Source organism: Streptomyces sp. WMMB303 (assembly GCF_029351045.1).
Lineage (GTDB): Bacteria > Actinomycetota > Actinomycetes > Streptomycetales > Streptomycetaceae > Streptomyces.
Map to the genome: position 1 here is coordinate 5,983,230 of NZ_JARKIN010000001.1, position 18,130 is coordinate 6,001,359.

Sequence of the window (18,130 nt, forward strand, 5' to 3'; positions counted from 1 at the left end):
GACTGCCCGGCTCTCCCGTGCCCGCGGTCGGGTCAGCCCGTCGCCAGCAGCACGGCCAGCAGCACGGCACCCGCCAGCGCCGGGGCGATGACCTCGAAGGACCACCGGACGGCGACCTCTCCCTGGGCCGCCTCCTTCCGGCCGTGGGTCTCGGCCAGCTCGCGGAGCTCGTCGACGGACTGGTCGGAGGCGGCCCGCTTCTCCCGCAGCTCCGAGGTGTCCGGACCCACGTTCGGCATCCCGCGGCCGCCGAACAGCCCGCCCGGCCCGGTGGCGGGCGGCCGACCCGAACCGATCCGCTCGTTGTGCCGGGTCGCCTTCTTGCGGGCCCGCAGGGAGACGGGGATGGACCACAGCTGGTACTTCGCGCCTCCGGCCAGCACCTCGCTGGAGTACCCGGCCCGCAGCGACTCCACGGCTCCCCACGGCACCTCGATGGTGCGGAACGGGTTGCGCACCCGCATCCGCCGCTCCCCCGCGAACACGGCGGGACGCAGCGTGAAGGCGACGACGAGCGGCACGACGCACAGCATCGCGGCGAGCGTCAGCCACGGCGTCCTGCCCTCGCCCCCGAGGACCGCGTCCGTCGCGAGCCACAGCCCGATGGCGAGCAGGACGATGCCGCCCGCCATCCCACCGGCCGAGCGGTACACCCGGTCGGGGAACTCCTGTCCGCCGGTCCCGCTCCCGGAGCCGCTGTCGCTTCCGGAACCGGTCTCCCCGCCGGAGCCGGGAGCGCTTCCGCGTTCCCTTCCGGCCGCGCGGTCGCCGTCCGTCGCGCCGCCGCGGTCCTCGCCCGTGCCCTCGCTGTCCTCGCTCGTCATGCGAACGATTGTGCCGGACCGTCCGCATGACGGACATTGCGGTACGGCATCGAAGGGACAGCCGGTGGGCCGGTGCCCCCCAGCGCCCGGACCGGACTCACCGCAGGGCCACCCCGGCCCCGGCCCCGGCGTGGCCCTGCGGGCTCAGCCGCCGACCGTCCTCCCGTGCGGGGCCGGGGTGTTCCGTGCCGTCGGCTCCGGCAGCAGATCGGGGCCGGCCGGCTCGCGCAGCCGCCGCAGGAAGGCCAGGATGCCCGCGTAGCCCTGCGCCCACGAGTAGGGGGCGTCCCTGGTGTGGGTGTTGGCCACGAGGGCGGGCGCGTCGTCCGGGCCGTGGCTGCGCCGCATCAGATGGCGTGCCGCCTCGTGGGCGGCGTCGAGGTAGCGGTCCTCCCCGGTGTCCACGGCCAGGTCCAGCAGGACCGCGCCGAGCCCGGCGGTGCCGCAGCACTGGCCGAGCGTGCTGAGCCTGGTCAGCCAGGGCAGGCAGCCCCTGGTGGCGGTCTCGGCGGCCCGGCGCAGCTCCGGTTCGTCGAGGACGAGCCAGGCGTGGCGCAGGACACGGGCCAGGCCGCCGAGCCCCCGGCACCAGGAGACCGCCATCTGCGAGGCGGTGGGCGCGGCTGCGGCGGCGACCACGTCCGGGACGAGAGCGGCCAGCCGGTGGGCCCGCAGCCGGCCGGTCTCCAGCAACCCTCGGTCGCCGTTGCGGGCGGCGAGCAGCAGCAGGAAGTCGGTGACGCCGAGATATCCGTGCGCGTACCCGAAGGTGGTCTCGCGGCCCAGTTCAGCGGCCAGGTGTGCGGATGGGACGGCAGGGTCCTCGCGCCGCAGCAGCGGCTCGGCGAGGGCCGCGGCCGCCGCCGGCGCGCCCGGGTCGCCGAGGTCGGCCAGCAGGAGCCTGCCGAGTCCGACGCCCGCGTGCCCGGAGACGACGTCGATGTCGACGGCCCGCAGCACTTCCGGAACCTCCGCGGCGTCCGGTGCGCGGCCGCGGGTGGCGGCGGGCAGCACCGGTCCGGTCGGCACCTCCACTCCGGCACGGCGGGCCGCGGCCAGGAACACCTCGGTGCCGGTGCGGCCGGAGAAGAGGCCGTCCGCGGTGGGCACGGTGGCCAGGCTGCGGTGGGCGTGCCGGGCGAGCCGCCGCAGCAGTTCCGGGACGCCCGGGCGGTGGCGGTGTTGCAGCAGTTCCAGCCCGACCCCCGCGCTTCCGGTGTACAGGCTGGCGTCGACGGCCGGGAAGTCCACGCCCTCTCCGCCGAGGTGGTACTCCCCCGCCTCGGCCAGCAGGATCTCCAGCACCCGGTCGGCGAGGTCGGCCTGGCCGGTGGGGGCCGCGGGAGGCGTGAGGGCGTGGCCGCCGGTGCGGGCGCGCCAGTCCCCGGAGGCGAGGTCGGCGAGCGCCCCGGCGGAGCGGTCCGGATCGCGGGAGAGGAGGTCGCCGACCACCGCGCGGAGTTCCGGCCGCCGGGTGCCGTGTACGGCGTGCAGGCACTGCAGCGCCCGGGTGCGGGCGAGGGCGGTCGACGCCTCCCCGGTGACCGGGGGCAGCCCGGTGGCGGCGAAGACGAGGACCATGCCGAGCGCGTAGTGGTCGTCGGCCGCCGACGGTTCCTGCGTGCGGTCGAGTTGCTCCCGCGGGGCGTAGCCCGGGGTGCCGCCCGGCAGGTGGATGCCGTCGAGCGCCGAGATCCCGAAGTCGATGAGGTGGGACCGCCCGGTGTCGTCCAGGACGATGTTGCGGGGTGTCACGTCCCGCATGACCACCCCCTCGGCGTGCAGAGCGCCGAGCGTGGTGGCGAGTTCACGTGCGAGGCGGGTGAACGCGTCGGCCTCGTCCGCCGGCCGGGTGGCCCCCGCCTCTCCGGTGGCCCCGGGGTCCTCGCCGTCATCGGCGGCGGGCATGGAGGCGGGCGTGCAGGGGGCCGGCAGCAACGCGCCGTTGCGCCATATGTGTTCCATGAGGTTGCGGTCGCCGACATCGCTGGTGACCAGGTATTCGTCGGCGGCGTGGGCGAAGTGGTCGAGGAAGGCGGGGATGCCCGGCACCCCGGCACACGCCGTCAGGACGCGGCGCTCGTTGCGCAGCCGGACCCGGACGTCGTTGCCGTCGCGGTCCTCGCTGACGTGCGCGCGGGCGGTCTTGACGATGACGGTGCGCCCGTGCGCGGCGTCGCCGGCCCGGCCCGTCGTCTCCACGGCGCGGTAGACGTTGCCGCGGGCCGACTCGTACACGCCCTCGACGGCCCGGTACCGGCCCCCCAGCAGCACGTCGGCGGCGGGGCGCGGCGCGTGGTCGTCCGGCGCGGGGTGAGCCGCGGTGTCCGCGGGGGCGACTTCGGTGCCGGGCGGCGGTTCGTCCGTACGGAACGGGTCGCTCACCCAGGGGGGCTGGCGGTAGCCGAGCGAGGCGGCTGCCTCGAACTCCTGGCCGTCCGGGCCGTGGATGACCACCACCAGGGTGCCGTAGGGGCCGCTGCGCCAGTGGGTGCGGAAGGGGCCGTAGCGGTAGTACACGGGGGCGTCCTCCGCCACCCGTCGGTCGCTGGGCACTCTCGGGCCGGGATGGCCCCGGAGCAGCTCGGCCAGTTCCCGGCCCAGCTCGCGGACCCGTTCGGGCGGCGGATAGACGGTGACGGCCTTGCCCACCGCTCCCGACCCGGCTCCGGCGTCGTTGAGCCGGCGCAGCACCCGGTCCGAGCGGGCCACTTTGAACCCGCACCCCTCGGCGAGCAGACGGGGGAAGAGAACCGGCGCCAGTTGCGGCAGCGCGTCGGCCCGGGAGGAGATGTGCAGCTTCCAGCCGTGTTCGGGGAGGTCGGGTGCGGGCTCACACCTCACCCGTGTCCAGGTGGCCCCGGTGACGAGCGAGTGCGGAGCGCCGCACTCCTCGGTCAGTCTCCGGAGCACGTCCTGCGCGTTCCAGTCGGCCACCCGCCGCTCCTCGGTCTTCGGGGCCGCTCGGTCGGGCCCTGGGCTTCCACCGTGTGAGCCGGTCGGTACGGGGTGCCGGGCGTTCGCCGCCGGACCGGTGAGCGCCCGCTGACGCACGGGCGGCCCGAGGCGGCCCGGCCCAGGACGCCGCGGCGTCCGGTCCGGCGACCTCCTCGGGCCGTCGTGCGGGGCGCCGACCGCCGCGCGCGGCGGTCGGGGCACCCCGGTGGTGGTGCGCTGGGTCAGCCGGTGTTGCCGGTCCCCATGCAGGTGTAGTCGCAGGCGGTGATCGGGCAGCGGTCGGTGGCTCCGGCGGCGAGGTCGTTCTCGTGGAACGACACCTCCGGGTCCTGGTTCAGCACCCCTGCCTCGCGGGGCGTGAACTGGGACAGGAATTCCATGGTCTCTCCCGTGCCAGTAGGGACAGTTGCGTGAACTCCTTGCTGAATCACCGCACTTGAGGTTCGAGTGCCTGGTGATGTGAACGAGGCTAGGGCGCCCGTCGAAGGGGCGGCAACCCCCGCGCGACGTGCCGTTCCGCTCGGGCTTCCGACCTGCGTTCCGACACAGGTCCAGACCCGTGCCGACGTGCTCGCCGGGCGCCCTGGAGGGGGAGTGACGCCGCGGAAGGCCGACAGCCCGGGCCCGGAGAGCCGGTGGCGGTCCCCCCGGGGGGGGGTGACAGCTCCTACGCGCGTAGATATGGTGCTCTGGTGACCATGCCTACCGATGCGGCCCCTCGCGACGCGGGGAGGGGCTCCCTCTCCGACGTCGCGACCTCCGATGCCGCACTCCGCCGCTTCCTGCAGGGGCTCCCCGGTGTCGACGCGGTCGGGCTGGAAGCCCGGGCCGCCGCGCTGGGGACCCGTTCCATCAAGACGACCGCCAAGGCGTACGCGCTCGACCTGGCGATCTCGATGATCGACCTGACGACGCTGGAGGGGGCCGACACACCGGGCAAGGTGCGGTCCCTGTGCGCGAAGGGCGCGCGTCCCGACCCGGGTGACCGGTCCGCGCCCCCCGTCGCCGCGATCTGCGTCTATCCCGACATGGCGGCCACCGCACGGCAGGCGCTGACGGAACTGGGCGCCGAAGGGATCAACGTGGCGTCCGTCGCCACCGCGTTTCCCTCCGGACGTGCCTCGATGGCGGTCAAGCTGGCGGACACCCGGGAGGCGGTGGCCGCCGGGGCCGACGAGATCGACATGGTGATCGACCGGGGCGCCTTCCTCGCCGGCCGCTACCTCCAGGTGTTCGAGGAGATCCGCGAGGTGAAGTCCGCCTGCGGCGCGGCACACCTGAAGGTGATCTTCGAGAACGGGGAGCTGGCCACCTACGACAACATCCGCCGGGCCTCCTGGCTGGCCATGCTCGCGGGCGCCGACTTCATCAAGACCTCCACCGGCAAGGTGGCCGTGAACGCGACGCCGCCGAACACGCTGCTGATGCTGGAGGCCGTCCGCGACTTCCGCGCCGCCACCGGGCAGCAGGTGGGCGTGAAGCCCGCGGGCGGCATCCGCACGGCCAAGGACGCGGTCAAGTACCTGGTGATGGTCAACGAGACGCTGGGGGACGACTGGCTCAGCCCCCACTGGTTCCGCTTCGGCGCCTCCAGCCTGCTGAACGACCTGTTGATGCAGCGCCAGAAGCTCGCTACCGGCCGCTACTCCGGCCCCGACTACGTAACGGTGGACTGAGCCATGAACGACCAGCAGTCCGGGTCGACGACGTCGACTCTGTTCGGCTACGCGCCCGCGCCCGAGTCGCGGTCCGTGGTCGACATCGCACCGTCCTACGGCCTGTTCATCGACGGGGAGTTCCGCGAGGCCGCCGGCGGCATGGTGTTCACCACCCGCTCCCCGGCCGACGAGGAGGTGCTGTCCGAGGTCGCCTACGGCCAGGCGGACGACGTCGACGCGGCGGTGCGCGCCGCACGCGCGGCGTTCGAGACCTGGTCGGCGCTGCCGGGTGCCGAGCGGGCGAAGTACCTGTTCCGGATCGCCCGGATCATCCAGGAGCGCTCGCGCGAGCTGGCGGTACTGGAGACCCTGGACAACGGCAAGCCGATCCGCGAGACGCGGGACGCGGACCTGCCGCTGGTGGCGGCGCACTTCTTCTACTACGCGGGCTGGGCCGACAAGCTCTCCTACGCCGGCTGCGGGCCCGACCCGCGGCCGCTGGGGGTCGCCGCACAGGTCGTCCCGTGGAACTTCCCGCTGCTGATGCTCGCCTGGAAGATCGCCCCGGCGCTGGCCGCGGGCAACACGGTGGTGCTCAAGCCCGCCGAGACGACGCCGCTCTCGGCGCTGTTCTTCGCGGACATCTGCCGGCAGGCGGGACTGCCCAAGGGCGTCGTCAACATCCTCACGGGCGACGGCGCGACGGGCGCGGCCCTGGTGGGCCACCCGGACGTGCACAAGGTCGCGTTCACCGGATCGACCGCCGTCGGCAAGGAGATCGCGCGGACGGTCGCCGGTACGGACAAGCGGCTGACCCTGGAACTCGGCGGCAAGGGCGCCAACATCGTCTTCGAGGACGCCCCGCTCGACCAGGCCGTCGAGGGCATCGTGGGCGGGATCTTCTTCAACCAAGGGCAGGTGTGCTGCGCCGGTTCCCGGCTGCTGGTGCAGGAGTCGGTGCACGACGAGGTGCTGGACGCGCTCAAGCGGCGGCTGCGCACCCTGCGGGTCGGCGATCCGCTGGACAAGAACACCGACGTGGGCGCCATCAACTCCGCCGAGCAGCTGGCCCGGATCACCGAGCTGGCCGAGGCGGGCGAGGCCGAGGGCGCCGAGCGCTGGTCCCCGCCGTGCGAGCTGCCCGAGCGCGGCCACTGGTTCGCGCCCACCGTCTTCACCGGAGTCGGCCAGGCGCACCGGATCGCGCAGGAGGAGATCTTCGGCCCGGTGCTCTCGGTGCTCACCTTCCGTACGCCCGAGGAGGCGGTCGCGAAGGCCAACAACACGCCCTACGGGCTCTCGGCGGGCATCTGGACGGAGAAGGGCTCGCGCATCCTGAAGCTGGCGAACCAGTTGCGCGCGGGCGTCGTCTGGGCCAACACGTTCAACAAGTTCGATCCGACCTCGCCGTTCGGCGGCTACAAGGAGTCCGGCTACGGCCGCGAGGGTGGCAGGCACGGTCTGGAGGCATACCTTGAGCACGCCTGAGGCACGTACATCCCCGGCACGGGGCGCACGACTGTCCGTGCTGAAGACCTACAAGCTGTACGTGGGGGGCAAGTTCCCCCGCAGCGAGAGCGGCAGGGTGTACGAGGTGACCGACGCGAAGGGCCAGTGGCTGGCCAACGCCCCCCGCGCGTCCCGCAAGGACGCGCGGGACGCGGTCGTCGCGGCCCGCAAGGCGTTCGGCGGCTGGTCGGGCGCGACGGCCTACAACCGCGGCCAGATCCTCTACCGCGTCGCGGAGATGCTGGAGGGCCGCCGCGAGCAGTTCGCCGCCGAGGTGGCAGCGGCCGAGGGGCTGTCGAAGGCGAAGGCGCAGGCCCATACGGATGCGGCCATCGACCGCTGGGTCTGGTACGCGGGCTGGTCGGACAAGGTGGCCCAGGTGGTGGGCGGCGGCAACCCGGTCGCGGGCCCGTTCTTCAACCTCTCCACGCCCGAGCCGACCGGTGTGGTGGCGGTAACGGCCCCGCGGAACTCGTCACTGCTGGGTCTGGTCTCCGTGCTGGCGCCGGTGATCGTCACCGGCAACACGGCCGTCGTCGCCGCCGCACAGGACGCTCCGCTGCCCGCGCTCTCCCTCGCGGAGGTGCTGGCGACCTCGGACCTGCCCGGCGGCGTGGTCAACGTGCTGTCCGGGGAGACCGCCGAACTCGCCCGGCCGCTCGCCGCACACCAGGACGTGAACGCGATCGACCTCGCGGGCGCGGACCCGGAGCTGGGCACGGAGCTGGAGCGGGCTGCTGCGGAAAACCTCAAGCGGGTGCTGCGCCCGGCGCCGGGCGCCGTCGACTGGACGGCCGAGCCGGGGCTGGAGCGGATGACGGCCTTCCTGGAGACGAAGACCGTCTGGCATCCGATCGGCGCCTGAGCACAGCCGGGACGGCGCCCCGCGCGGCGGGCGCGCCTCGCTCCCGGTCGGGCCGCGGCCCGCGCCCCCTGGCGGGGCGTGGTCCGCGGCTCTTCTCGTGCGCCCGGCACGGTCCGCGGCCGGTGCCGCGGTGTGCCCGGCGCGGTCCGCGGCCCGGCCCGCGCTGCCCCGGTGCCCCGCTTCCGGGGCGCCGGCGGGAGCGCTCAGTCCGCCGCGGCCAGCGCGTGCGCCAGCGGCCCTTCCCGGGCGCCGTCCGGGAACGTCACCCGCACCGTCCCGGCCCGGATGCCGTCGGCCAGCGCCAGCGAGCCCTCCGCGAGGGCCGCGCACGCCTCCGCGTCCAGTTCCAGCCGCGCCTCGGCGTCGTCCGCCGGGCCCTCGCCGTACAGCGGACCGTCCGACGCGTCGCCCACCCGCAGGTGGAACGCCCCTTCGGGCAGGACGACCTCGATGAGCGCGGCCGCGCCGGCCCCGGTCAGCCGGCCGACCGCGTCGCGCAGCGGGAGGGCCCACCAGTGGGCGCGCACCGCGTCGGTGGGGCGGGGTGCGCCCAGCGCGGGGGCTCCCCAGGAGGCGAGCGCGGTCAGCACGGGCAGCAGCGCACGGCCGCGCTCGGTCAGTTCGTAGACGTGGCCGGAGGCGGGGCGCGGCTGTCGGCGCCGCTCGGCCAGCCCCTCGCCCTCCATGTGCTTGAGCCGCGCCGCCAGCACGTCGGTGCTGACGCCGGGCAGGTCGGCGTGCAGATCGGTGTAGCGGCGCGGTCCGGCGAGGAGTTCGCGGACGATGAGCAGGGTCCAGCGGTCCCCCACCGAGTCGAGGGCGCGCGCCGTGGCGCAGAACTGGTCGTAACTGCGGCGGGTGCGCCCCGGACTCGGCTGGCTGGCGTGGCTCGGCATGCCGTTCAGTGTAGACATGTGGTTGGACTTTCCAAGTGCCGACTTGGTAGAACCAAGAAGCCAGGTTGGACGAGGAGGGTGGGGCAGCATGGAGTTCCGGCAGTCGAACAAGCTCAGCGAGGTCTGCTACGAGATCCGCGGTCCGGTGATCGAGCAGGCCGACGCGCTGGAGGAGGCCGGCCACAGCGTGCTGCGGCTGAACACCGGCAACCCCGCGCTCTTCGGCTTCGAGGCGCCCGAGGAGATCATCCAGGACATGGTGCGGATGCTCCCCCAGGCGCACGGCTACACCGAGTCCCGCGGCATCCTGCCGGCCCGCCGCGCCGTCGCCCAGCACTACCAGCAGCGCGGCTTCCCCGACGCCGACGTGGACGACGTCTACCTGGGCAACGGCGTCTCCGAACTCGTCTCCATGGCCGTGCAGGCGCTGGTGGAGGACGGCGACGAGATCCTCATCCCGGCACCGGACTTCCCGCTGTGGACGGCCGTGACGACGATGGCGGGCGGCAAGGCCGTGCACTACGTGTGCGACGAGCAGGCCGACTGGCTGCCCGACCTGGACGACATGGCGGCGAGGATCACTCCTCGCACCAAGGCCGTCGTCATCATCAGCCCCAACAACCCGACCGGCGCCGTCTACCCGCGCGAGCTGCTGGAGGGCATCCTCGACCTGGCGCGCCGCAACGGGCTGATGGTCCTCTCCGACGAGATCTACGACAAGATCCTCTACGACGGCGCCGTCCACCACCACGTCGGCGCCCTCGCCCCGGACCTGGTGTGCCTCACCTTCAGCGGACTGTCCAAGGCCTACCGGGTGGCGGGCTTCCGCTCGGGCTGGCTGCTGGTCTCCGGCCCCAAGCAGCACGCCCGCGACTACCTGGAGGGGCTGGGCATGCTCGCCTCCATGCGGCTGTGCCCCAACGCCCCGGCGCAGCACGCCATCCAGGCCGCGCTGGGTGGCCGCCAGTCCATCGAGGACCTCGTACTGCCCGGCGGGCGGCTGCACGAACAGCGCGACGTGGCCTGGCAGAAGCTCAACGAGATCCCCGGTGTCAGCTGCGTCAAACCGAAGGGCGCGCTGTACGCCTTCCCCCGGCTGGACCCCGAGGTGCACCGCATCCACGACGACGAACGGTTCGTCCTCGACCTGCTGCTGCGGGAGAAGATCCAGGTCGTCCAGGGCACCGGCTTCAACTGGGCCCGCCCCGACCACTTCCGGGTGCTCACCCTGCCCAGGGCGGAGGACCTGGACGCGGCCGTCTCCCGCATCGGCCGCTTCCTGGAGAGCTACCGGCAGTGACCGTCCGTTCCGCCCCGGCCCGGGGCGGAACGGACGGTACCGGGCGCCGTGTCAGACGTTCGCCGTCTCCTCCCCCACCGTGGTGCTGTCGCCGTGCCCGGTGCGCACGACGGTCTCCAGCGGCAGCGTCAACAGCCGCTCCTTGATCGACCGGACGATGGTGGGGTGATCGGAGAAGGACCGGCCGGTGGCACCCGGGCCGCCCTGGAAGAGGGTGTCGCCCGTGAAGACGGTGCCCAGCGCGGGAGCGTAGAGGCAGACCGCGCCCGGTGCGTGGCCCGGGGTATGCAGGACGGTCAGCTCGACGCCCGCCACCTGCACGGTTTCGCCGTCGGCCAGTTCCCCGTCCGGCGACCGGTCCGGGTGGGTCATCTTCCACAGCGGCAGGTCGTCCGGATGCAGCAGGACGGGTGCACCCGTGCGGTCCGCGAGGGCGGGCGCGGCGTCGATGTGGTCGTTGTGCGCGTGTGTGCACACGATCGCGCGCAGCGTCCGCTGCCCCAGCGCCGCCGCGATGGCATCGGCGTCGTGTGCCGCGTCGATGACGACGGCCTCCGTGTCGTCGCCGACGATCCAGACGTTGTTGTCGACCTGGTGCGTCTCGCCGTCCAGGCGGAACTCCCCGCTGGTGACGAGGTGGTCGATCCGGGCCGCCGTCACAGGACCACCACCGAACGCAGCACGTCGCCGCCGTGCATCCGCTCGAACGCCTTCTCCACCTCGTCCAGCGCGATGGTCTCGGTGACGAAGGCGCCCAGGTCGAGCCGCCCCTGCTGGTGCAGGTCGATCAGCATCGGGAAGTCCCGGGAGGGCAGGCAGTCCCCGTACCAGGAGGACTTGAGCGCACCGCCCCGGCCGAAGACGTCCAGCAGCGGCAGCTCCAGCGTCATCTCCGGCGTCGGCACGCCGACCAGGACGACCGTGCCCGCCAGGTCGCGGGCGTAGAACGCCTGCTTGTAGGTCTCGGGACGGCCGACCGCCTCGATGACCACATCGGCGCCGAACCCGCCGGTCAGCTCCCGGATGGTGGCGACCGGGTCGGTGGTGGCGGAGTTGACGGTGTGGGTCGCGCCGATCTTCTCGGCGGTGGTGAGCTTGCGGTCGTCGATGTCCACGGCGATGACCTTCGCCGCGCCCGCGAGCCGCGCCCCCGCGATGGCGGCGTCCCCCACCCCGCCGCACCCGATGACCGCGACCGAGTCGCCGCGCGTCACCTGGCCGGTGTTCATCGCCGCGCCGATCCCCGCCATGACGCCGCAGCCCAGCAGTCCGGCGACGGCGGGCGAGACCGACGGGTCGACCTTGGTGCACTGCCCGGCGGCGACCAGTGTCTTCTCCGCGAACGCACCGATGCCCAGCGCGGGCTCCAGTTCCCGCCCGTCGCTCTTGAGGGTCATCTTCTGCTCGGCGTTGTGGGTGTCGAAGCAGTACCACGGCCGCCCGCGCTTGCAGGCCCGGCACTGTCCGCACACCGCACGCCAGTTGAGGACCACGAAGTCCCCGGGCGCCACCTCGGTGACCCCGTCACCGACCGCCTCCACGACACCCGCCGCCTCGTGCCCGAGGAGGAAGGGATAGTCGTCACTGATGCCGCCCTGCTTGTAGTGCAGGTCGGTGTGGCACACGCCGCACGCCTGCACCTGGACGACGGCCTCGCCGGGCCCCGGGTCCGGAACCACGATCGTCTCGACCCGCACCGGCTCGTCCTTGCCCGGTGCGACGACTCCGCGTACTTCCTGAGCCATACGTGCGGGCCTCCCTCTTCCCTCGGCTGCTTGGGGGGTCATTCTCGCTGGCCGGGGGCCGATTTCGGGAGGGGCGGAGCCGAGTCGGCCCGGACGAGTTTCCGCGGCCCGCCCGCGCGGGGTGTGCGGGCCCGCCACGGGGGGGTGCCGCCCCGCCGCGCGGGAGTGCCGCCCCGACTCCCGCTCTCTTCCGCACGCGCCTTCGAATCCGGCGGGGTGATGGCGGACAATGGGTGCCCGTGACCGACTCCAGCCACGCATGCGACCTGTCCGAGCGAACCGCCTCCGCCGGGGGCACCGCGCGGGTCATCCTGCTCACCGGCCCTTCCGGGTCCGGCAAGACCCGCCTCGCCGCGCGCAGCGGGCTCCCCGTGCTCCGCCTGGACGACTTCTACAAGGAGGGCGACGACCCCACCCTCCCGCGTATCGGAGCCGGGACCGACTGGGACTCCCCGCTCTCCTGGGACGCCGAAGCGGCCGTCCGCACCATCGCCCGGCTCTGCCACGAGGGCGCGGCCACGGTGCCGCTCTACGACATCGCCACCAGCGCCCGCACCGGCGCCGAGCACCTGGCACTCGGCGGGTCCCCGCTCTTCATCGCGGAGGGCATCTTCGCCGCGGACATCACCGCGCGCTGCGCGGCACTCGGCCTGCTGGCCGACGCCATCTGCCTGCGGGGCCACCCCACCACCACGTTCCGCCGACGCCTGCTCCGCGACATCCGCGAGTCCCGCAAGCCGCTCCCGGTGCTGCTCACCCGCGGCGTCCGGCTGCTGCGCGCCGAACCCGCCATCGTCGCCCGCCACCGGTCGCTGGGCGCGCACGCCTGCGCCCACCGGGAGGCTGCGGCGCGCATCGCCCGCCTCGGCCGGACGACCGCACCGGTGCCGCACGGGAACCGCTGAGAGGGCGGTTGCGGCCGGGACCCCCGTCCCGGGCGCAACCGCCCTCTCTCATCCCCCGATTCCCCCTGTTTCCCCTTTTCCCTTTCCCCAGTTCCCCCCGTTTCCCCGTTTTCCCCCGTTCCCCCGTATCCCCCTTGCGCCCCATGTCCCCGAGGGGCGGCCGGAGGACCGTTCGTGCGGCCGAGCGGTGCGCCGTCAGGCGACCAGCTCGCCGAAGCTCTCCCCCTGGTCCCGGCCGAAGCTGAGGACCTCGTCGTCGCGGAGGCGGCGGAGCGAGCGCCAGATGCTGCTCTTGACCGTGCCGACGCTGATGTCCAGTATCTCGGCGATCTCCGGGTCGGTGCGCCCCTCGTAGTAGCGCAGCACCAGCATGGTGCGCTGCATCTCGGGCAGCCGGGCGAGGGCCTGCCACAGAACGGTGCGCAGTTCGGTGCCGCGCATGGCGTCCTGGTCGCCGGCGGTCTCCGGCAGCTCCTCGGTCGGGTATTCGTTCAGCTTCCGGCGGCGCCAGGCGCTGATGTGCAGGTTGGTCATGGTGCGGCGCAGATAGCCGCCGAGTGCCGCCTTGTCGCTGATCCGCGACCAGGCCCGGTAGGTGGAGAAGAGGGCGCTCTGCAGCAGATCCTCCGCCTCGTACCGGTCACCGGTGAGGTGGTAGGCGGTGGCGTACAGGGAGGCCCGGCGCTCGCGTACGTACGCGGTGAACGCCGCTTCGGCGTCCGCGTCCGCACCGTCCGCGACGGCGTCCCCCGTGGGCGCCCCGGCCGTCCCCAGGACGGCCGCCTCCCTGTACTCGCCACTTCCCCGGGAGCCCCCCTTGCTCCCGTTCTCCCCCGTCCCCCCAGGGGCCTCCCCCCGGAGCCCCTCGACCGCGGGACCGAAGACGGTCCGCGGACGCATACGCCCCGTGCCGCGAGCGCACCCCCGTCCGCTCACGGCACCGGGCTTCTCCGCAGACCGGGTCTGCTGAGCGGGAACCGAGGGGAGGTGCAGACGCGTGTGAAGTACTGCGCTCGTGTTGGTGCCGTGCAGTGTGTTCATCTCGCGCCCCCTCGGAGCAGACCCAGTCGCTTGCTTGACCCCGTAAACACTGCCGCCCCGACTTCATCGCCAGGTCCCCCGTCTGTCACAGCGGTGTCACAAGGCTCGGCGGGCCGCATACTGCGCAGGTCGGCGGGCGTGTCGCTGCGCTGCGGCGACCACCGGTCGAACTATGGGTGCGCCATGGGCCAGAATGGCGCGCGTGCCTTTCCTGTTGCTGATCGAGGACGATGACGCTGTCCGTACCGCCCTGGAGATGGGTCTCACCCGCCAGGGGCACCGCGTGGTGACTGCCGCGTCCGGCGAGGACGGCCTGAAACTGCTGCGCGAGCAGCGCCCCGACCTGATCGTGCTGGACGTGATGCTTCCGGGCATCGACGGCTTCGAGGTGTGCCGCCGCATCCGCCGTACCGACCAGTTGCCGATCATCCTGCTGACCGCCCGCAGCGACGACATCGACGTCGTGGTGGGCCTGGAGTCGGGCGCGGACGACTACGTCGTCAAGCCCGTGCAGGGCCGGGTGCTGGACGCGCGCATCCGCGCCGTGATGCGGCGCGGCGAACGGGAGTCCAACGACTCGGCGACGTTCGGCTCGCTGGTGATCGACCGCTCGGCGATGACGGTCACCAAGAACGGCGAGGACCTGCAGCTGACGCCGACCGAGCTGCGGCTGCTGCTGGAGCTGAGCCGGCGGCCCGGCCAGGCCCTCTCCCGGCAGCAGTTGCTCCGGCTGGTGTGGGAACACGACTACCTGGGCGACTCGCGGCTGGTCGACGCCTGCGTGCAGCGGCTGCGGGCCAAGGTCGAGGACGTGCCCTCCTCGCCCACCCTGATCCGCACGGTGCGGGGTGTCGGCTACCGGCTGGACGTTCCCCAGTGAGCGCACGACTCCCCACGGTGCGCGCACGCACGACGGAACCACGCACGACGGAACCGGGCCGGGCGCCGGTGGCGACGTGCACGGCGAACGGATCCGCCGCGTGACAGACGCTCCCTCCACCGGCGGGCGGCTGGGCACCCGCCTCGCCGGTGTGCTGCCGACTCTGCGCCTGCGACTGGTCGTCGTCTTCGCGCTGGTGGCGCTCACCGCCGCCGTCTCCGCTTCGGGTATCGCCTACTGGCTCAACCGCGACGCGGTCCTCACCCGTGCCCAGAACGCGTCCCTCAACGACTTCCGCAAGGCGATGGAGGACAACGCGGGCAACCTGCCGCGCAAGCTGAGCTGCCAGGAACTGCGCGAGGCCGCCGCCAAGATGGCCCACAGCTCGCAGAACTACCAGGTGCTGCTCATCGACCGCGCCGAGGACGGCAGGACCTGCGCCACCGCCTCCAACGAGGACGACTTCACCCTCGCCGACGTCCCCCCGCAACTGCGCAGGGCCGTGGCCAAGAAGCGCACCGTCGACGAGAAGAACAAGCATCCGTACCACCTGTACTGGCAGCGGATCACGCTGGACGGCGACCCCTATCTGGTGGGCGGCGCCAAGGTGGTGGGCGACGAGCCGACCCCCACCGGCTATCTGCTCAAGTCCCTGGGGCCCGAGCGCGACGACCTCAACTCGCTCGCCTGGTCGCTGGGGATCGCCACGGCCCTGGCCCTGATCGGTGCGATGCTGCTGGCCCAGGCGGCGGCGACCACCGTGCTGCGCCCGGTGCGGAGGCTGGGCGACGCGGCCCGCAGGCTGGGCGAGGGCAAACTGGAGACGCGGCTGCGGGTCTCGGGCACGGACGAACTGGCCCAGCTCTCCCGCACATTCAACGACGCGGCCGCCTCGTTGGAGCAGCGGGTCGCCGACCTGAGTGCCCGGGAGGCCTCCAGCAGGCGCTTCGTCGCCGACATGTCGCACGAGCTGCGGACCCCGATGACGGCGATCTCCGCGGTCACCGAGGTGCTGGAGGAGGAGCAGGAGAATCTCGACCCCATGATCGCTCCGGCCGTGCAGCTCGTGGTGAGCGAGACCCGGCGGCTCAACGACCTGGTGGAGAACCTGATGGAGGTCACCCGCTTCGACGCGGGCACGGCCAAGCTGGTGCTGGACGACGTGGACGTCGCGGACCAGGTCACCGCCTGCATCGACGCCCGCGCCTGGCTGGACGCGGTGGAACTGGACGCGGATCGCGGCACCATGGCCCGGCTCGATCCGCGGCGCCTCGATGTCATCCTCGCCAATCTGATCGGCAACGCGCTCAAGCACGGCGGCTCCCCGGTGCGGGTCTCGGTACGGACCCGGGAGCGGGAGGACGGCGCCGGAGTCGCGGGAGGCGGCGACGAGCTGGTGATCGAGGTCGCCGACCAGGGCCCGGGTATCCCGGAGGACGTACTGCCGCACGTCTTCGACCGCTTCTACAAGGCCAGCGCCTCCCGCCCCCGCTCCGAGGGCAGCGGTCTGGGCCTGTCCATCGCGATGGAGAACGCTCACATCCACGGCGGTGAGATCACCGCGCACAACGCGCCCGAAGGCGAGGGCGGCGCGGTCTTCACTCTGCGGCTGCCCCGGGACGCCCGCCGGATCGCCGAGGAGCGGGAGAGCGGCGACGAGCACGCGGACGAGGGCGGGGGCGACCCCGACGACGACGCGCGCCCGAGTGACGGACGGGACCGGGGAGGTGACCGATGAGCGACCGTACGGCCGACCGCACGATGCCGCACACCACCACGCGGCCCACGCCCGCGACCGCGCCCGCGCCGACCCCGGCGGCCGCGTCCCCGCGTCGCCGGGTAGCGGGGGGCCGCGTGCCGGGCGCCGGGCGGGGCCGGGGACTGCGCCGCGCCGCGCTGAGCGCCCTGGCGCTGTCCGTCCTCGTCCTGCCGGCCGCCGGGTGCGGCATCCGTGCCACGTCCGTGCCGGTGGACGCGGGGGCTGCGCCGTCCCGGGTGGGCTGCGTGCTGCCGGACGACCGCAAGAGCCCGGAGGGCGGCGGCGGAGCGTCCGTCGTCCGGGTCTATCTGGTGTGCGGGGCGCGTGTCTCGCCCGTCGAGCGGAAGGTGCGGATGCCCGACGGGCGCTCCTCGGCCCGGCGGCTGCCGGTGGCCCGGGAACTGCTGGACGAGCTGCGGCAGCGGCCGGAGCCGGGGGAGGACACGGCGGGCTTCGAGACGGCGGTACCGCGAAGGCTGACGGTCAGCGGCGGGACGGACGGCGACCCGGACGGGGCGCTGCGGCTGAGTGAGCCGCTCGAGGAACTGCCGCCCTACGCGCTGGCGCAGATCGTCTGCACGTACGCGGACACCTCCGCGGCCGACGCCGAGGGAGGTGTGATCCTCGGGGGGCCCGCCGGCGACCGTTCCGCGGGCGGCGACGACGCCGTCAGCGAGGCGGAGGGTGCCGAGGGCGCCGACGGCGAGGCCCGCTCGCCGCTGCGCCGCTACGAGTGCGGCACGGCACTGCGCACCCACCCCCGGTCCGCCGAGTCGGCCGGCACCCAGGTGTGAGCACCGCCCCGGGCCTCCGGTGCTCGGGGCGGCCCCGCGCTGCCCGGCTGCCCGGCTGCCCGGCTGCCCGGCTGCTCGAGGCGACTGAGGCGCAAGGTGTGGATGTGACGGGAGGGGCAGGACCGACAGCCGCTGGAACACGCGTGTGACACAGCCTTGACCCGCTCAGGACACCGCGCCGGAACCGCGGCGGAACGGAAGGGCGTCTTCAGTGACGTGCAGCGCCTAGGCCACGGCGGCCCGACCTCCGCCGCCTCCCGAATCCGCCTCGCGGGACTCCTCCTGCTGGCGGCGCATCTGTGTCTCGTCGGCTGGCTGACGCTGCGCCCGCTGGCGGTGCCCTGGGTGACGCCGGCCAATCTGCATCCGCTGGCGACCATCCGTACCGATCTGTCCGAGGGCCCCCGCGCCGCGCTGACGGGGATCGGTGGCGATCTGCTGCTGCTGGCCCCACTGGGTGTCCTGCTGCCGCTCGCCACCGGGCGGCTGCACCGGGGGCTGCCGGGCACCGTGACCAGGACCGTCTTCGCGGGCGCGATGCTCTCGGTCGTCCTCACCCTGGCGCAGTCGGGGGTGCCGGGGCACGTGGCCGATGTCGACGCGATGCTCCTGAACGCCACGGGGGTGGCGCTGACCGTCGGGTTCGCCTTCCCGCCGCTGCGGCGCAGGCTGCGGCACCGGGACGGCGGCCCCGGCAGAGCCGACCGGCTCCGGACCGGACGACGGGGAACCGAACTGCCGAGAACCGAACTGCTCGGGGATGCCGGCGTCGCGGACGGCCCGACCGTTAGCAGCCGGGCCAACGGCGCCGGAACCGCGGAGGTACGGGGGACGGACGGGCGGGTGGCCGACCGGCGGTCCAGGCGAGCGCACTCCGCGAGCGTGGCACCGCGGGCCGGGCTCCGGCTGCGGGAGGGGAGGACTCAGGGTCCGACCCCGAGGACGACCAGGGTCGGAACAGCCCCCTGAGGGGAGGTTTCGCACCCTCTGTCCGGT

General features: G+C 73.6%; 16 protein-coding genes. 9 read left to right on the forward strand and 7 right to left on the reverse strand.

What is annotated here, in order from left to right; translation table 11 throughout:
- Positions 1 to 32: 32 nt before the first annotated feature.
- The 3 genes from P2424_RS26005 to P2424_RS26015 all read right to left on the reverse strand — a co-directional run bounded on the left by P2424_RS26005 (position 33) and on the right by P2424_RS26015 (position 4,162).
- The gene (locus P2424_RS26005; protein ID WP_276478136.1) at positions 33 to 824 is read right to left on the reverse strand and encodes a PH domain-containing protein; all 792 of its coding nucleotides are present in this window, start codon (positions 822 to 824) and stop codon (positions 33 to 35) included.
- Between the two features lie 144 nt (positions 825 to 968).
- On the reverse strand, positions 969 to 3,761 hold the full coding sequence (locus P2424_RS26010) for a lanthionine synthetase LanC family protein (protein WP_276478137.1): 2,793 nt from the start codon (positions 3,759 to 3,761) through the stop codon (positions 969 to 971).
- Positions 3,762 to 4,003: 242 nt separating this feature from the next.
- Positions 4,004 to 4,162: a hypothetical protein gene (locus tag P2424_RS26015; RefSeq protein WP_276478138.1), complete on the reverse strand. Its 159-nt coding sequence runs from the start codon at positions 4,160 to 4,162 to the stop codon at positions 4,004 to 4,006.
- Positions 4,163 to 4,480: 318 nt separating this feature from the next.
- On the opposite strand from P2424_RS26015, the gene deoC reads away from it, so the two are divergent.
- Genes deoC through P2424_RS26030 form a run of 3 tightly spaced genes read left to right on the forward strand, consistent with a single transcriptional unit; the run spans position 4,481 to position 7,814 of the window.
- Entirely contained in the window at positions 4,481 to 5,458 is a 978-nt protein-coding gene (gene deoC, locus P2424_RS26020) for a deoxyribose-phosphate aldolase (protein WP_276479133.1), read from the forward strand.
- Between the two features lie 3 nt (positions 5,459 to 5,461).
- Complete coding sequence (locus P2424_RS26025; protein ID WP_276478139.1) at positions 5,462 to 6,928, forward strand: aldehyde dehydrogenase family protein; 1,467 nt, start codon at positions 5,462 to 5,464, stop codon at positions 6,926 to 6,928.
- A complete protein-coding gene (locus P2424_RS26030; protein WP_276478140.1) occupies positions 6,915 to 7,814 on the forward strand; it encodes an aldehyde dehydrogenase family protein in 900 nt (299 codons plus the stop codon). Before P2424_RS26025 ends, P2424_RS26030 begins: the two co-directional genes overlap by 14 nt.
- A gap of 203 nt (positions 7,815 to 8,017) precedes the next feature.
- On the opposite strand, the gene P2424_RS26035 is transcribed toward P2424_RS26030, so the two are convergent.
- Complete coding sequence (locus tag P2424_RS26035) at positions 8,018 to 8,710, reverse strand: helix-turn-helix domain-containing protein (protein WP_276478141.1); 693 nt, start codon at positions 8,708 to 8,710, stop codon at positions 8,018 to 8,020.
- 88 nt (positions 8,711 to 8,798) lie between these two features.
- Here P2424_RS26035 and P2424_RS26040 point away from each other — a divergent pair, with 88 nt between their 5' ends.
- Positions 8,799 to 10,010 carry a pyridoxal phosphate-dependent aminotransferase gene (locus tag P2424_RS26040; protein ID WP_276478142.1) on the forward strand — a complete coding sequence of 404 codons (1,212 nt, stop codon included), beginning with the start codon at positions 8,799 to 8,801 and terminating at the stop codon, positions 10,008 to 10,010.
- A 51-nt stretch (positions 10,011 to 10,061) separates the two neighbouring features.
- On the opposite strand, the gene P2424_RS26045 is transcribed toward P2424_RS26040, so the two are convergent.
- Both P2424_RS26045 and P2424_RS26050 read right to left on the reverse strand, forming a co-directional pair.
- On the reverse strand, positions 10,062 to 10,670 hold the full coding sequence (locus tag P2424_RS26045; RefSeq protein WP_276478143.1) for an MBL fold metallo-hydrolase: 609 nt from the start codon (positions 10,668 to 10,670) through the stop codon (positions 10,062 to 10,064).
- The gene (locus tag P2424_RS26050) at positions 10,667 to 11,755 is read right to left on the reverse strand and encodes an S-(hydroxymethyl)mycothiol dehydrogenase (RefSeq protein WP_276478144.1); all 1,089 of its coding nucleotides are present in this window, start codon (positions 11,753 to 11,755) and stop codon (positions 10,667 to 10,669) included. Before P2424_RS26050 ends, P2424_RS26045 begins: the two co-directional genes overlap by 4 nt.
- A gap of 239 nt (positions 11,756 to 11,994) precedes the next feature.
- Between P2424_RS26050 and P2424_RS26055 the strand changes: the two genes are divergently transcribed.
- A complete protein-coding gene (locus tag P2424_RS26055) occupies positions 11,995 to 12,660 on the forward strand; it encodes an ATP-binding protein (protein WP_276478145.1) in 666 nt (221 codons plus the stop codon).
- A gap of 195 nt (positions 12,661 to 12,855) precedes the next feature.
- Here P2424_RS26055 and P2424_RS26060 read toward each other — a convergent pair whose 3' ends face one another.
- Positions 12,856 to 13,701 carry a SigE family RNA polymerase sigma factor gene (locus P2424_RS26060; RefSeq protein ID WP_276478146.1) on the reverse strand — a complete coding sequence of 282 codons (846 nt, stop codon included), beginning with the start codon at positions 13,699 to 13,701 and terminating at the stop codon, positions 12,856 to 12,858.
- 202 nt (positions 13,702 to 13,903) lie between these two features.
- Between P2424_RS26060 and afsQ1 the strand changes: the two genes are divergently transcribed.
- The 4 genes from afsQ1 (at position 13,904) to P2424_RS26080 (ending at position 18,103) form a co-directional block, all read left to right on the forward strand.
- Positions 13,904 to 14,581, forward strand: coding sequence for a two-component system response regulator AfsQ1 (gene afsQ1 / locus P2424_RS26065; RefSeq protein ID WP_177214322.1), 678 nt, complete (start codon positions 13,904 to 13,906; stop codon positions 14,579 to 14,581).
- A 100-nt stretch (positions 14,582 to 14,681) separates the two neighbouring features.
- Complete coding sequence (locus P2424_RS26070) at positions 14,682 to 16,319, forward strand: HAMP domain-containing sensor histidine kinase (RefSeq protein WP_276478148.1); 1,638 nt, start codon at positions 14,682 to 14,684, stop codon at positions 16,317 to 16,319.
- Positions 16,316 to 17,134 carry a hypothetical protein gene (locus tag P2424_RS26075; RefSeq protein ID WP_276478149.1) on the forward strand — a complete coding sequence of 273 codons (819 nt, stop codon included), beginning with the start codon at positions 16,316 to 16,318 and terminating at the stop codon, positions 17,132 to 17,134. The genes P2424_RS26070 and P2424_RS26075 overlap by 4 nt, the downstream gene beginning before the upstream one ends.
- A 216-nt stretch (positions 17,135 to 17,350) precedes the next feature.
- Positions 17,351 to 18,103 carry a VanZ family protein gene (locus tag P2424_RS26080; protein WP_276478151.1) on the forward strand — a complete coding sequence of 251 codons (753 nt, stop codon included), beginning with the start codon at positions 17,351 to 17,353 and terminating at the stop codon, positions 18,101 to 18,103.
- Positions 18,104 to 18,130 lie beyond the last annotated feature (27 nt).

What these genes read in the sequence shown, in the direction of transcription:
- P2424_RS26050 (WP_276478144.1), bottom strand. Translation starts at nt 11,755, where the DNA reads ATGGCTCAGGAAGTACGCGGAGTCGTCGCACCGGGCAAGGACGAGCCG.
- P2424_RS26025 (WP_276478139.1), top strand. Translation starts at nt 5,462, where the DNA reads ATGAACGACCAGCAGTCCGGGTCGACGACGTCGACTCTGTTCGGCTAC.
- P2424_RS26005 (WP_276478136.1), bottom strand. Translation starts at nt 824, where the DNA reads ATGACGAGCGAGGACAGCGAGGGCACGGGCGAGGACCGCGGCGGCGCG.
- P2424_RS26040 (WP_276478142.1), top strand. Translation starts at nt 8,799, where the DNA reads ATGGAGTTCCGGCAGTCGAACAAGCTCAGCGAGGTCTGCTACGAGATC.
- deoC (WP_276479133.1), top strand. Translation starts at nt 4,481, where the DNA reads ATGCCTACCGATGCGGCCCCTCGCGACGCGGGGAGGGGCTCCCTCTCC.
- P2424_RS26035 (WP_276478141.1), bottom strand. Translation starts at nt 8,710, where the DNA reads ATGCCGAGCCACGCCAGCCAGCCGAGTCCGGGGCGCACCCGCCGCAGT.
- P2424_RS26060 (WP_276478146.1), bottom strand. Translation starts at nt 13,701, where the DNA reads ATGAACACACTGCACGGCACCAACACGAGCGCAGTACTTCACACGCGT.
- P2424_RS26015 (WP_276478138.1), bottom strand. Translation starts at nt 4,162, where the DNA reads ATGGAATTCCTGTCCCAGTTCACGCCCCGCGAGGCAGGGGTGCTGAAC.
- P2424_RS26075 (WP_276478149.1), top strand. Translation starts at nt 16,316, where the DNA reads ATGAGCGACCGTACGGCCGACCGCACGATGCCGCACACCACCACGCGG.